The organism is Halorubrum cibi (assembly GCF_900182635.1).
In the GTDB taxonomy this organism is placed as follows: Archaea; Halobacteriota; Halobacteria; order Halobacteriales; family Haloferacaceae; genus Halorubrum; species Halorubrum cibi.
The window spans coordinates 148,532-161,848 of the sequence record NZ_FXTD01000001.1 but is presented as its reverse complement, the minus strand read 5'-3'; the positions used below and the strand labels follow the sequence as shown (position 1 = coordinate 161,848).

Genomic DNA, 13,317 nt, shown 5'->3' with positions numbered 1-13,317 from the left:
GATGAGTCGTGTCGGTGTGAGCCGCCGAGAGATGATTTTATATTGCGCTATGAGGTTTATTCAAGGGTCACATCCGGATCTCCGGAACGAGGATACGCCGGCGCATCCGCCGATCACGTCGCCGTTCGGGTCCGATTCTCGTGGATCGACCGGCTTTTTCCCCAGTGGTCCCTCGCTCCCGCCATGGCCGACGAGTTCGACCCCGAGAAGTTCGAGGACAAGTACGTCCACTACTTTCCCGAGCTCCAGCGGGCGTACAAGAACGCGTTCAACCAGATGAACGAGCGCTACGACTCCGAGCTGATCCACGGGATCGACCAGATGGTGCTCAACGAGTCCGAGCCGATGTACGAGGACGGCGAGTTCCGCGTCCAACTGCCCGAGAATCCCCGCGAGCGGCTCCAGGGTGTCCTCGTCGACGACGAGAAGTTCGAGGCCACCCTCGAGGAGTACGTCGACCGGATCGAGACGGAACTCTACCGCACGCTCGGCGTCGAGGCACCCGAATAGCCGGGAGATATACCCGAACCAAAGGCATAAGCCGACCGACCGCCAACTCGGAGGTATGAGCACGGATACGAGCGACGCGGACAACGATCTCCGCGAGCGGATCACGAACTTCCTGCGGCGCAACTTCCCGCAGATCCAGATGCACGGCGGGAACGCCGCGATCAGCCACCTCGACCGCGAGAGCGGCGAGGTCCAGATCCAGCTCGGCGGGGCGTGTTCGGGCTGTGGCATCTCTCCGATGACGATCCAGGCGATCAAGTCCCGGATGGTCAAGGAGATCCCCGAGATCGAGACGGTCCACGCCGACACCGGCATGGGCGCGGGCGCCGACGGCGACCTCGGCGGCACCGGCGGCGGGAGCGGCATGTCTCCCTCCTTCCCCGGCGAGACGACCGACGGCGACGACGAGGGGCCGCAGGCCCCCTTCTAACTGCGAGAGCGTTCTCGGTCGGTTCTTCTCCCGTTTTCCTGTTCGAGAGCCGATAGCGACCGCGTTCGTTCGATCTCCCTATCCGTCCCGAATTCGCTCTCGTGTGAAGTCATAAATTGTATATCGCGATATGAAAACAGCATCCGCTCGGTCGACTCGGACGACTGAAGGCTTTTTGTCCCGTGGCCCGTCACCGGTTCCTATGCAGTACCGCGAAGTCGAACCGACGGCGGAGTACGTCGCGCGGTTCGAGACGGGGGCCGACTGGCGTGAGGAGATCGAGGACCTCGCCCGCGAGGAGGACGTCGACGCCGGGTGGTTCTCGGCGCTCGGCGCGGTTCAGGACGCGGAGGTGTGGTTCTACGACCAAGAGGAGACGGAGTACCGGTCGGTGACGTTCGACGAGCCGCTCGAGGTCGCAGCCTGCGTCGGCAACGTCTCGCTCCTGGAGGGAGACGTGTTCGCGCACACCCACGCCGTGCTGTCGCGACCGAGCGGACAGGCGCTCGCCGGCCACCTCGACTCGGCGACCGTCTGGGCCGGCGAGTGTCACCTCCGGGCGTTCGCCGAACCGCTCGAGCGCGAACACGACCCGGTCACCGACCTGGACCTATGGCTCTGATGTCGGGACCGAGGGCTCCGCGTAGGCGGCTGCGATGAGACCGGACGACGAGCGCTACTTCGCGCGGCTCGAGGAGCGGCTCGACGAGGCCTTCGAGGTCGCGGAGACGGCGAAGGCACAGGGAAAGGATCCCGAACCGGAGATCGAGATCCCGGTCGCGCGCGACATGGCCGACCGCGTCGAGAACATCCTCGGGATCGACGGCGTCGCCGAGCGCGTCCGCGATCTGGAGGGCGAGATGTCCCGCGAGGAGGCCGCCCTCGAGCTCGTCACGGACTTCGTCGAGGGGACCGTCGGCGACTACGACTCCCGCGCCGGCAAGATCGAGGGCGCGGTTCGGACCGCCGTGGCGCTGCTCACCGAGGGCGTCGTCGCCGCGCCGATCGAGGGGATCGACCGCGTCGAGCTGTTACAGAACGACGACGGCACCGAGTTCATCAACGTCTACTACGCGGGACCGATCCGGTCCGCGGGCGGGACCGCACAGGCGCTCTCGGTGCTCGTGGCCGACTACGCGCGGGCGCTCCTGGGGATCGACGAGTACCACGCGCGGACCGAGGAGGTCGAGCGGTACGCCGAGGAGATCGCCCTCTACGACCGCGAGACCGGGCTCCAGTACACGCCGAAGGATAAGGAGTCGAAGTTCATCGCGGAGAACCTCCCAATCATGCTCGACGGGGAGGCGACCGGCGACGAGGAGGTCTCGGGCTTCCGTGACCTCGAGCGCGTCGACACCAACTCCGCGCGGGGCGGGATGTGCCTCGTCGCCGCGGAGGGGATCGCCCTGAAGGCCCCGAAGATCCAGCGGTACACCCGCGACCTCGACGAGGTCGACTGGCCGTGGCTTCAGGACCTCATCGACGGGACGATCGGGAAGGACGGAGCCGACGGCGAGGAAGGGGGGAGCAACGACGGAGACGACGGGGACGGGGAGACCGACGACGCGAACGGTGAGGACGAGCAGGCCGGGGACGCGAACGACGACGAGGGCGACGACGACTCCACCGGCCCCACCGGCCCGCTCCGTCCGAAGCCCTCACAGAAGTTCCTGCGGGACCTGATCGCCGGGCGGCCGGTGTTCACACACCCCTCGGAGGACGGCGGGTTCCGGCTCCGATACGGTCGCGCGCGGAACCACGGCTTCGCGACCGCGGGCGTTCACCCGGCGACGATGCACCTCGTGGACGACTTCCTCGCGACCGGGACGCAGATCAAGACCGAGCGTCCGGGGAAGGCCGCGGGCGTCGTCCCCGTCGACTCCATCGAGGGGCCGACGGTGAAGCTCGCGAACGGCGAGGTCCGGCGGATCGACGACCCGAAGGAGGCGCTCGCGGTCCGCAACGGCGTGGAGGCGATCCTCGATCTGGGCGAGTACCTCGTCAACTACGGGGAGTTCGTCGAGAACAACCACCCGCTCGCGCCCGCGTCGTACGTCTACGAGTGGTGGGTCCAGGAGTTCGAGGCGGCGGGTGCCGACGTCCAAGCGCTCGACGACGACCCCCACGTCGACCTCGAACACCCGGAGCCCGGCGAGGCGCTCGAGTGGGCGGAGTCGTACGACTGTCCGCTCCACCCGGAGTACACCTACCTCTGGCACGACGTGTCGGTCGCCGAGTTCGAGGCGCTCGCGGACGCGGTCGCGGGCGGCGAGGTCGTCGAGGGCGTGCTGGCGATCGAACGCACCGACCGGGTGGCGAGCGCGCTCGAGAGCCTGCTCGTCGAGCACGCCGCCACGCCCGACTCGCTCCGGATCCCGACGTGGCGGCCGCTCGCGCGCTCGCTCGGGATCGACGACGGGCTCCGGAAGGAATGGAATCCGGCGGACCTCCCACGGCAGGTCCGCGAGTGGGACGGCGGCGACAACGCCGTGAAGGCCGTCAACGCGGTCGCCCCCTTCGCGGTCCGCGAACGCGCGCCGGTCCGGATCGGCAACCGGATGGGCCGCCCGGAGAAGTCGGAGAGCCGCGACCTCTCGCCGGCGGTCCACACGCTGTTCCCGATCAACGAGGCCGGGGGGCCCCAGCGCGACGTGGCGAAGGCCGCGTCGACGATGGACGACCGCGGGCGACGCGGCCGCCACGAACTCGAGGTCGCGGAGCGCGCGTGCCCCGACTGCGGCACCCACACCTACCGGTCGGCGTGTCCGGACTGCGGCGCCCACACCGAGCCCCACTACGAGTGCGGCGACTGCGGGACCGTCTGTGAGCCCGACGAGGCCGGCCGCGTCGAGTGCCCGCGCTGTGAGTGGGAGGTGACCGCGGCCACCTATCAGGAGGTCGACCTCAACGACGCCTACCGCTCGGCGATGGAGGTGGTCGGCGAACGCGAGTCCGCCTTCGAGATCCTGAAGGGGGTTCAGGGGCTCACGTCGACGAACAAGACGCCCGAAGCCATCGAGAAGGGGATCCTCCGCGCGAAGAACGGCGTCACCTCGTTCAAGGACGGGACGGTCCGGTACGACATGACCGACCTCCCGGTCACGTCGGTCCGCCCGGAGGAACTCGACGTCACCGCCGACCACTTCCGGGAGCTGGGGTACGAGACCGACATCGACGGCGACCCGCTCCGGCACGACGACCAGCTGGTCGAGCTGAAGGTACAGGACGTGGTGCTCTCGGACGGGGCGGCCGAACACATGCTGAAGACCGCCGACTTCGTCGACGACCTCCTCGCGCAGTTCTACGACCTCCCCCGCTTCTACGAGGTGAACGAGCGCGACGACCTCGTCGGCGAGCTCGTCTTCGGGATGGCCCCGCACACGAGCGCCGCGACGGTCGGGAGGGTGATCGGGTTCACGTCGGCCGCGGTCGGGTACGCACACCCGTACTTTCACGCCGCGAAGCGTCGAAACTGCGATGGTGACGAAGATTGTGTGATGCTTCTCATGGACGGTCTTCTCAACTTTTCGAAAACTTTTCTCCCGAACCAGCGCGGCGGGAAGATGGACGCGCCGCTCGTGATGTCCTCGCGGATCGACCCCTCGGAGATCGACGACGAGGCGCACAACATGGACGTCGTGCGGCGGTACCCGCTGGAGTTCTACGAGGCGACCCGAGAGATGGCCGACCCGGAGGTCGTCGAGGACCGGATCAAACTCGGCGAGGACACGCTCGGGACCGACGACGAGTACCGCGGGTTCGACCACACCCACGACACGACCGACATCGCGATGGGGCCGGACCTCTCGGCGTACAAGACGCTTGGCGACATGATGGAGAAGATGGACGCGCAACTGGAGCTCGCCCGGAAGGTCCGCGCGGTCGACGAGACGGACGTCGCCGAGCGCGTCATCGAGTACCACTTCCTGCCCGACATCATCGGGAACCTGCGGGCCTTCTCCCGCCAGGAGACGCGGTGTCTCGACTGCGGGGAGAAGTACCGCCGGATGCCGCTTTCCGGCGACTGCCGGGAGTGCGGCGGCCGGGTGAACCTCACCGTCCACGAGGGTTCCGTGAGCAAGTACGTCGACACCGCCATCGAGGTCGCGGAGCGGTTCGGCTGCCGGCCCTACACCAAACAGCGGCTGAAGGTGTTGGACGACTCGCTGGAGTCGATCTTCGAGGACGACACCAACAAGCAGTCGGGCATCGCGGATTTCATGTGATCCTGTGACGCCGACTTCATGTGATCCTGTGAGACGGTCGGCGCGCGCGGAACGAGCGGCGGAGCCGCGAGTCGCGCGCGAAGGAGTTGCGAGCGCTTGAAAAGCGCGAGCAACGAGGCTGGGGAGGCACGAGGTGCGGTTCGGCTGGGGCTTTGACGCTGTGCGCCGCACGGTCAGCGATTATAAACGATCCGTCCGGTGAACCGATCACCTCGCGCTCCGGCTCATAGGTCGAGTTCCGTCGCCGAGTCGACCTCGAACCGCGTCACCCGCGGTTCCCCGGCGAGCAGGTTCGGGAGCGCGGCCTCGAACGCTTTGAAGTGGTCGGTCTCCGTGTGCGCCTCGAACGCCGCCGCGTCCTCGTACTGCTCGAAGAACCGGAGGGTCGTCCCGTCCTCGACGTCCGTGGCCGCACAGTACTCGATGGTGCCGTCCTCCTCGTTCGACCCCTCGACGAGCGTCTCCGCGTGGTCGAGCGCCTCGTCGAGTCGGTCCGCCTCGATCGGGAAGACCGCGTGGAGTACGATCATCGACGGATGGAGGTGTCCGGCGACGGCTCCGAAAACGTTCCGGTCGCGGTGGTCCGTCACACGAGCAGCACTCGCTTTCCCTCCTCGTTCCGCTCTCGCCCGACCCCTTTCCGTTCCGCTCTCCCGCTTTCTACCCGTCCGCTCGCGCGTCCTCGACGATCCGCGTGAACTCGCGGGCGGTTTCCGTGATCGCCTCGTAGTCTCCGCGCGCGGCCGCGTCGTAGTCGACGAGGGCACCGCCGGCACCGACGGCGAACGCGCCGGCGTCGATGAAGTCGGCGGCGTTGTCGGGGCCGACGCCGCCGGTCGGCATCATCGGGATCTGGCCGAGCGGCCCCTTCATCGCACCGACGTGATCCGGACCGACGGTCTTCGCGGGGAACACCTTCACGAAGTCCGCGCCGGCCTCGTAGCCGCGGACCGCCTCCGTCGGCGTCATGACGCCTGGCGCGCTCACGGCGCCGTACCGGTTACACGTCTCGATGACGTCCTCGTGGAGGCTCGGCGAGACGACGAACTCCGCGCCGGCCATCAGGGTCGTTCTCGCGGTCTCGCTGTCGAGGACGGTCCCGGTGCCGATCACCAGTTCGTCGTCGCCGAACGATCCGGTCACGTCCCGCAGGAGATCGGCGACGTCCGGCGTGTCGGCGGTGATCTCGACCGCGGTGACCCCGCCCTCTCGGAGCGCCTCGGCGATCGCGATGAGTTCGTCGGCCGGGACCCCGCGCAACACCGCGACGACGCCGCTGTCGACGATCCCCGTGAGCGTCTCGTTCATGTCTCCTCCTTTCCGACCGGTTACTTAAATCCGTCCGAGGCGGTTCGGAACCGCGGCGTGAGGGCCGTGAACCGTGCGAGCGATCGACACGAAATCGGCGTGGATCGGCCCCGATCCTCCACGAAACGGCCGCGGAGAAACACTACCCTTTTGACCCTGCTGTCGGTAACACGCGGTATAATGGGCCGACGCAAGAAGATCGTCCAAGAGTGTGAGCGGCTGATGGACAACCCGGAGCACATCCGGAACATCGCCATCGCCGCCCACGTCGACCACGGGAAGACGACGCTCTCCGACAACCTGCTGGCGGGCGCGGGCATGATCTCCCAGGACACCGCGGGCGAGCAGCTCGCGATGGACACGAAGGAAGACGAACAGGAGCGTGGGATCACCATCGACGCGGCGAACGTCTCGATGACCCACGAGTACGAGGACACCAACCACCTCATCAACCTCATCGACACGCCGGGCCACGTCGACTTCGGCGGCGACGTCACCCGTGCGATGCGCGCGGTCGACGGCGCGCTGGTGGTCGTCGACGCCGTCGAGGGCGCGATGCCCCAGACGGAGACGGTGCTCCGGCAGGCGCTCCGAGAGGGCGTGAAGCCGACGCTGTTCATCAACAAGGTCGACCGCCTCATCTCGGAGCTCCAGGAGGGTCCCCAGGAGATGCAAGAGCGGCTCATGTCCGTCATCGCCGACGTCAACGAGCTCATCCGCGGGATGGCCGAGAACATGGACGACATCCCCACCGACTGGACCGTCTCCGTCGAGGAGGGGACGGTCGGGTTCGGCTCCGCGCTGTACAAGTGGGGCGTCTCGATGCCGTCGATGCAGCGGACCGGCATGGACTTCGGCGACATCATGGAGCTCGAGCAGAACGACAAGCGCGACGAGCTCCACGAACGCACGCCGCTCTCGGACGTCGTGCTCGACATGGTCTGTGAGCACTTCCCGAACCCGGTCGACGCCCAGCCTCGCCGCGTCCCGCGCATCTGGCGCGGCGACCCGGACTCCTCGCTCGCCGAGGGGATGCAGCTCGTCGACGAGGACGGCGAGGTCGTCTTCATGGTCACCGACATCTCGATGGACCCGCACGCGGGCGAGATCGCGACGGGCCGCGTCTTCTCCGGCACGCTGGAGAAGGGCCAGGAGCTGTACGTCTCCGGCACCGCGGGCAAGAACCGCATCCAGAGCGTCGGCCTCTTCATGGGATCGGAACGCGAGGAGGTGGAACACGTCCCGGCGGGGAACATCGCTTCCGTCACCGGTCTGCGTGACGCCATCGCCGGTTCCACGGTCTCCTCCGTGGAGATGACGCCGTTCGAGTCGATCGAGCACATCTCCGAGCCGGTCATCACGAAGTCCGTCGAGGCCCAGAACATGGACGACCTGCCGAAGCTCATCGAGACGCTCCAGCAGGTCGCCAAGGAGGACCCGACGATCCAGATCGAGATCAACGAGGACACGGGCGAGCACCTCATCAGCGGGCAGGGCGAGCTCCACCTCGAAGTGATCACCCAGCGGATCCGCGACAACCAGGGCATCCCGGTCATCACCGGCGAGCCGATCGTCGTCTATCGCGAGCAGCCCCAGGAGGCGTCCCGCGAGGTCGAGGGCGTCTCGCCGAACCGCCACAACAAGTTCTACCTCACGGTCGAGCCGATGGCCCAGGACATCGTCGACGCCATCCAGCTCGGCGAGGTCTCCATGGACATGCCCGAACTGGAGCGCCGCGAGGCGCTTCAGGAGGCCGGCATGGACAAGGACACCTCCCAGAACGTCGAGGACATCCACCGGACGAACATCCTCATCGACGACACGAAGGGTATCCAGCACCTCAACGAGACGATGGAGCTCGTCTTAGAGGGCCTCCAGGAGGCGCTCGACGACGGCCCGCTGGCCGCCGAGCCGGTCCAGGGGTCGCTGTTCCGGCTCCACGACGCGAAGCTCCACGAGGACACCATCCACCGGGGTCCCGCGCAGGTCATTCCGGCCGTCCGCGACGCGGTCCACCGCTCGCTGATCGACGGCGAGGTTCGCCTGCTCGAGCCGATCCAGGACGTCCGAATCGACGTGCCCAGCGAGCACATGGGCGCGGCGTCCGGCGAGATCCAGGGTCGTCGCGGCCGCGTCGACGACATGTACCAGGAGGGCGACCTCATGGTCGTCGAGGGCATCGCGCCCGTCGAGGAGATGATCGGATTCTCCTCCGACATCCGCTCCGCCACCGAGGGCCGCGCCTCCTGGAACACGGAGAACGCGGGCTTCCGCGTGCTCGTCGACAACCTCCAGCGCGAGAAGATCATGGAGATCCGCGAGCGCAAGGGGATGAAGCTCGAACTGCCCAGTTCGATCGACTACATCTGAACTAACGCGTCGAGTTCGATCGCGGTTCTTCTCTCCTCGTTCTCTCCGCTTTCCGACCGAGGTGAACACCGCCAAACCCCGGCCGTGATTTCCGCGAGCGTAAGCGGATCGGGGATCGCGGCTGCCCCGTTGAGTCCTACCCGCCCAGCACAGCCCGCACCTCATGCTTCCCCAGCCTCGTCGCCGGCGACGCCACCGCAGAATCGCTCAGTCTCCACTCGATATCGAGCACGTCAAACGTGTTCACATGACTCGAAGGCAACGACTGCCATCGCCGAAGGCTTATACCGATCCCACCGACTCCTTTCGGGTATGCAGACGGGCACGATCCCCGATCGACGCATCGGTACGGAGCAAGCGAGCGGCCGCTCCGCGCCGACAGGAACGTGCCTGACGGCGGCGGGGTCACCGGAGGTGGTCGCGTGAGCGACACTCGAGACGGCGCGCCCGAGGCGGCGGCCGGATCGGACCCGGCGGCCGACGGCGGGCACGATCCCTCCTCGCCGTCGACGCACACGGTTCGACTGGAGCTCGTCGACGAGCCGGGACAGTTGCTCGCGGCGCTCCAGCCGATCGCGAACAACGGCGGCAACCTGCTGTCGATCTACCACGAACGCGGGAACAAGACCCCGCGCGGCCGGATCCCGGTCGAGGTCGACTTCGAGGCGACGCCGGAGCGCTTCGAGGGGATAGTCGAGGCGCTTCGCGCGGAGGGGATCACGGTGATGCAGGCCGGCACGGAGCGGTACGCCGAGGAGATCACTCTGGTCCTGTTCGGTCACCTCATCGACACCGATCTCTCCGATACGCTCTCGCGGATCGAGGCGTCCGCGTCGGCGTCGGTCGCGGACGTGTCGCTCGCGGCCCCGCAGGGGACGGAGGAGGTCTCGAGCGCCCGGCTTCGTCTGGAGGCGCGCTCGGGCGAGACGGCGGAGGCGATCGCGGCGGTCCGTGAGATCGCCGACGAGAAGGAGCTTCGCGTCGTCGCGCCGCTCGCGGGGGTGGAAGCGTGAGGCTCGCCGTCATCGGCGCGGGCGCGGTCGGTCGGTCCGTCGTCGAACTGGCCGGCGAGCACGGCCACGAGGTCGTCGCCGTCGCGGACTCCTCGAGCGCGATCGTCGCGGGTTCTTCCGACGGCGTCGACGCCGAGGCGGTCGTCACGCGTAAGGCGGAGACCGGGATCGTCGGCGACGACGACCCCGCGGACGCGCTCGCGGCCGACTACGACGTCCTCGTGGAGGCGACGCCGACGACGCTCGGCGACGCCGAGCCGGGCTTTTCACACGTCCGGACCGCCCTCGAGCGGGACCGTCACGTCGTGTTGGCGAACAAGGGGCCGGTCGCCGAGCGGTACGGCGATCTCCAAGCGCTCGCCGCCGACAGCGCCGGCGACGTGCGCTTCGAGGCGACGGTCGGCGGGGCGATCCCGGCGGTGTCGACGGTCGAGGACATCGAGCCGAGCCACGTCACCGCGGTTCGGGGCGTGCTCAACGGGACCGCGAACTTCATCCTCACGCGCATGGCCGCGGAGGGGCTCGATTACGATCACGTGCTCTCGGAGGCGCAGGACCTCGGCGTCGCGGAGGCGGATCCCTCCTTCGACGTCGACGGGACCGACGCCGCCCTGAAGTGCGTCATCCTCGCGAACGTGCTCTCCTTCGGCGGGGCCGACGACCCGGCCGACGCCCGGGAGTTCTCGCTCGAGGACGCGTCGGTCGAAGGGATCCGCGACGTGCCGGGGTCGGTCCTCCGACTCGCCGCCGAGGACGGCCGGACGGTCCGGCTGATCGGCGAGGCGACGGGAGAGACGGTGCGCGTCGCTCCGCGGCTCGTCCAGGAGAACGGGACGCTCGCGGTCTCGGGCACGCAGAACATCGTTCAGATAGAGACCACGCACGCGGGGCGGCTCAACATCTCCGGACGCGGCGCGGGCGGCCCCGAGACGGCGAGCGCGATCCTCGGCGACGTGGGTCGGCTGGGCTGACGCCGAGGAGCGGGAAACGGCCTCGAGGCGATCGCTTCGCGATCCTTCGGTGAACGGTTCCCGACCGTGCGTCGGTCTGCCGTGTTCCCCGATCACAGGAATCAGGTGACGGCGTCGCGATCGGCCGTAAGCCGTATCGAAACCGTTTTAGTGGAATCAACCGAAAACGTACTCACAGAGCGCCTTAGCGCGTGATTACCCCATGAGTGACAAACCGCACCAGAATCTGGCCATTATCGGCCACGTCGACCACGGCAAGAGTACGCTCGTGGGCCGACTCCTCTTCGAGACGGGGAGCGTCCCCGAGCACGTAATCGAGCAGCACCGCGAGGAAGCAGAAGAGAAGGGCAAGGGCGGCTTCGAGTTCGCCTACGTGATGGACAACCTCGCCGAGGAGCGCGAGCGTGGCGTCACGATCGACATCGCCCACCAGGAGTTCGACACGGACAAGTACTACTTCACCATCGTCGACTGCCCGGGCCACCGTGACTTCGTGAAGAACATGATCACGGGTGCCTCGCAGGCCGACAACGCGGTCCTCGTCGTCGCGGCAGACGACGGCGTCGCGCCCCAGACCCGAGAGCACGTGTTCCTGGCCCGCACGCTGGGCATCAACGAGCTCATCATCGGCGTCAACAAGATGGACCTGGTCGACTACCAGGAGTCCTCCTACGACGAGGTCGTCGAGGAGGTCAAGAACCTGCTCAACCAGGTTCGCTTCGCGACCGACGACACGACGTTCGTGCCGATCTCGGCGTTCGAGGGCGACAACATCGCCGAGGAGTCCGAGAACACCGGCTGGTACGACGGCCCCACCCTGCTGGAGTCGCTCAACGACCTGCCGGAGTCCGAGCCGCCGACGGACGCACCGCTCCGACTCCCCATCCAGGACGTCTACACCATCTCCGGCATCGGGACCGTCCCCGTCGGACGCGTCGAGACCGGGATCCTCCAGACGGGGGACAACGTCTCCTTCCAGCCGTCCGACGTGGGCGGCGAGGTGAAGACGGTCGAGATGCACCACGAGGAGGTTCCCAAGGCCGAGCCCGGCGACAACGTCGGGTTCAACGTCCGCGGTCTCGGCAAGGACGACATCCGTCGCGGCGACGTGTGTGGTCCCGCCGACGACCCGCCGAGCGTCGCCGAGACGTTCAAGGCGCAGGTCGTCGTCATGCAGCACCCGTCGGTGATCACGGCCGGTTACACTCCGGTCTTCCACGCGCACACGGCGCAGGTCGCCTGTACGATCGAGTCGATCGACCAGAAGATCGACCCCTCCTCGGGCGAGGTCGCCGAGGAGAACCCGGACTTCATCAAGTCGGGCGACGCCGCGGTCGTCACCGTTCGCCCGCAGAAGCCGCTGAGCATCGAGCCGTCCGGCGAGATCCCGGAACTCGGCAGCTTCGCCATCCGCGACATGGGTCAGACCATCGCGGCCGGGAAAGTGCTCGAAGTCAACGAGCGATAATCGATGCAGCAGGCACGCGTCCGCCTCGCCGGTACCAGCCCCGAGGACCTCGACGCCATCTGCGACGACGTCCGCGAGATCGCGGACTCGACGGGGGTCGCCCTGTCGGGCCCGATCCCGCTCCCGACGAAGACGCTGGAGATCCCGTCGCGGAAGTCCCCGGACGGTGAGGGGACGGCGACGTGGGAGCACTGGGAGATGCGCGTCCACAAGCGGCTGATCGACATCGACGCCGACGAACGCGCGCTCCGTCAGCTCATGCGCGTCCAGGTGCCCAACGACGTCAGCATCGAGATCGTTCTCGAGGACTAAGCGCTAAGGCGCGTTCGCGCCACGCTCTCCGTTTTCGTTTTTCATCCCGGACAGCGCCGCCGTCCTCGGTCCGTCACCGCGGTAGCGGCCGCTATCTCGTGTGGTCGTACTCCAGCAGCCGCGCGCGTCCGGCGAGAAGCCCGACGAACGCTCCGGCGGCGTGTGCGATCAGCGCGACGCCGGGTGCGGCCGTCGCGAACGTGAGGAGGACGGCGAGCCCGGCGAAGAGGACGAACTGTGCTCGGACGGAGAGTCGCAGGCGGTCGAACAGCGTCGCGCTCACGACGTTGCTGGCGAGGAGATACCCGCCGAGCGCGAAGACCGCGCCGCTGATCCCGAGCACCGCGGTCGACGGGCCGACGAGCCCGCCGATGACTACCTGCGTCGTTCCGGCGAGCGCACCGGTGGCGACGACGAAGGCGTGAAACCGGAGCCGGGTCGTCCGGTGCTCGACGAGCGGGCCGACGAGGAGTAGACCGAGCGCGTTCGCGAGCAGGTGGCTCACGGAGCCGTGTGCGTACACGCTCGTGAGAACCGTCCACGGCGCGACCGACAACGGGGTCGAGAGCGCCAGCGACGACCCGAGACCGACGAGACTCAACGCGGCCTGTGCGAGGCCGACGACGCAGACGATCACGAGCGTCTCGAGCGTGGCGCGCATCGATCGTCCCTTCGGTCCGAGTCGAATTAAACTCGATCGCCGGACCGT

12 protein-coding genes are annotated in these 13,317 nt (G+C 67.8%); 9 read left to right on the top strand and 3 right to left on the bottom strand.

The genetic code is table 11. The annotated features are described in order from the left end of the window. Positions 1–183: 183 nt before the first annotated feature. The 4 genes from FN829_RS00780 (at position 184) to FN829_RS00765 (ending at position 5,166) form a co-directional block, all read left to right on the top strand. Positions 184–510: a DUF5783 family protein gene (locus FN829_RS00780; protein ID WP_142985109.1), complete on the top strand. Its 327-nt coding sequence runs from the start codon at positions 184–186 to the stop codon at positions 508–510. A gap of 55 nt (positions 511–565) precedes the next feature. Next, positions 566–940, top strand: a complete 375-nt coding sequence (locus FN829_RS00775; protein ID WP_142985108.1) for a NifU family protein — start codon at positions 566–568, stop codon at positions 938–940. Positions 941–1,142: 202 nt separating this feature from the next. Next, positions 1,143–1,562, top strand: a complete 420-nt coding sequence (locus tag FN829_RS00770) for a PPC domain-containing DNA-binding protein (protein WP_142985107.1) — start codon at positions 1,143–1,145, stop codon at positions 1,560–1,562. A 34-nt stretch (positions 1,563–1,596) separates the two neighbouring features. Then, the gene (locus tag FN829_RS00765; protein WP_142985106.1) at positions 1,597–5,166 is read left to right on the top strand and encodes a DNA polymerase II large subunit; all 3,570 of its coding nucleotides are present in this window, start codon (positions 1,597–1,599) and stop codon (positions 5,164–5,166) included. A gap of 224 nt (positions 5,167–5,390) precedes the next feature. Here FN829_RS00765 and FN829_RS00760 read toward each other — a convergent pair whose 3' ends face one another. Together FN829_RS00760 and FN829_RS00755 are read right to left on the bottom strand one after the other, a co-directional pair. After that, positions 5,391–5,696, bottom strand: coding sequence for a putative quinol monooxygenase (locus FN829_RS00760; protein WP_142985105.1), 306 nt, complete (start codon positions 5,694–5,696; stop codon positions 5,391–5,393). A 130-nt stretch (positions 5,697–5,826) separates the two neighbouring features. Further along, complete coding sequence (locus tag FN829_RS00755) at positions 5,827–6,474, bottom strand: bifunctional 4-hydroxy-2-oxoglutarate aldolase/2-dehydro-3-deoxy-phosphogluconate aldolase (protein WP_142985104.1); 648 nt, start codon at positions 6,472–6,474, stop codon at positions 5,827–5,829. 180 nt (positions 6,475–6,654) lie between these two features. On the opposite strand from FN829_RS00755, the gene FN829_RS00750 reads away from it, so the two are divergent. The 5 genes from FN829_RS00750 (at position 6,655) to rpsJ (ending at position 12,608) form a co-directional block, all read left to right on the top strand. Continuing rightward, positions 6,655–8,844 carry an elongation factor EF-2 gene (locus FN829_RS00750; protein ID WP_142985103.1) on the top strand — a complete coding sequence of 730 codons (2,190 nt, stop codon included), beginning with the start codon at positions 6,655–6,657 and terminating at the stop codon, positions 8,842–8,844. Positions 8,845–9,266: 422 nt separating this feature from the next. Then, positions 9,267–9,857, top strand: a complete 591-nt coding sequence (locus FN829_RS00745) for an amino acid-binding protein (protein ID WP_142985102.1) — start codon at positions 9,267–9,269, stop codon at positions 9,855–9,857. Beyond that, the gene (locus FN829_RS00740; protein ID WP_142985101.1) at positions 9,854–10,828 is read left to right on the top strand and encodes a homoserine dehydrogenase; all 975 of its coding nucleotides are present in this window, start codon (positions 9,854–9,856) and stop codon (positions 10,826–10,828) included. Before FN829_RS00745 ends, FN829_RS00740 begins: the two co-directional genes overlap by 4 nt. A gap of 202 nt (positions 10,829–11,030) precedes the next feature. Next, positions 11,031–12,296, top strand: a complete 1,266-nt coding sequence (tuf, locus tag FN829_RS00735; protein ID WP_142985100.1) for a translation elongation factor EF-1 subunit alpha — start codon at positions 11,031–11,033, stop codon at positions 12,294–12,296. Between the two features lie 3 nt (positions 12,297–12,299). Further along, on the top strand, positions 12,300–12,608 hold the full coding sequence (gene rpsJ, locus FN829_RS00730; protein ID WP_023497061.1) for a 30S ribosomal protein S10: 309 nt from the start codon (positions 12,300–12,302) through the stop codon (positions 12,606–12,608). A 91-nt stretch (positions 12,609–12,699) separates the two neighbouring features. Here the strand turns inward: rpsJ and FN829_RS00725 are convergent, their stop codons facing one another. Further along, complete coding sequence (locus FN829_RS00725; protein ID WP_142985099.1) at positions 12,700–13,269, bottom strand: rhomboid family intramembrane serine protease; 570 nt, start codon at positions 13,267–13,269, stop codon at positions 12,700–12,702. Between the last annotated feature and the right edge of the window lie 48 nt (positions 13,270–13,317).

What these genes read in the sequence shown, in the direction of transcription:
- FN829_RS00780 (WP_142985109.1), top strand. Translation starts at nt 184, where the DNA reads ATGGCCGACGAGTTCGACCCCGAGAAGTTCGAGGACAAGTACGTCCAC.
- FN829_RS00775 (WP_142985108.1), top strand. Translation starts at nt 566, where the DNA reads ATGAGCACGGATACGAGCGACGCGGACAACGATCTCCGCGAGCGGATC.
- FN829_RS00770 (WP_142985107.1), top strand. Translation starts at nt 1,143, where the DNA reads ATGCAGTACCGCGAAGTCGAACCGACGGCGGAGTACGTCGCGCGGTTC.
- FN829_RS00765 (WP_142985106.1), top strand. Translation starts at nt 1,597, where the DNA reads ATGAGACCGGACGACGAGCGCTACTTCGCGCGGCTCGAGGAGCGGCTC.
- FN829_RS00760 (WP_142985105.1), bottom strand. Translation starts at nt 5,696, where the DNA reads ATGATCGTACTCCACGCGGTCTTCCCGATCGAGGCGGACCGACTCGAC.
- FN829_RS00750 (WP_142985103.1), top strand. Translation starts at nt 6,655, where the DNA reads ATGGGCCGACGCAAGAAGATCGTCCAAGAGTGTGAGCGGCTGATGGAC.
- FN829_RS00755 (WP_142985104.1), bottom strand. Translation starts at nt 6,474, where the DNA reads ATGAACGAGACGCTCACGGGGATCGTCGACAGCGGCGTCGTCGCGGTG.
- rpsJ (WP_023497061.1), top strand. Translation starts at nt 12,300, where the DNA reads ATGCAGCAGGCACGCGTCCGCCTCGCCGGTACCAGCCCCGAGGACCTC.
- FN829_RS00725 (WP_142985099.1), bottom strand. Translation starts at nt 13,269, where the DNA reads ATGCGCGCCACGCTCGAGACGCTCGTGATCGTCTGCGTCGTCGGCCTC.
- tuf (WP_142985100.1), top strand. Translation starts at nt 11,031, where the DNA reads ATGAGTGACAAACCGCACCAGAATCTGGCCATTATCGGCCACGTCGAC.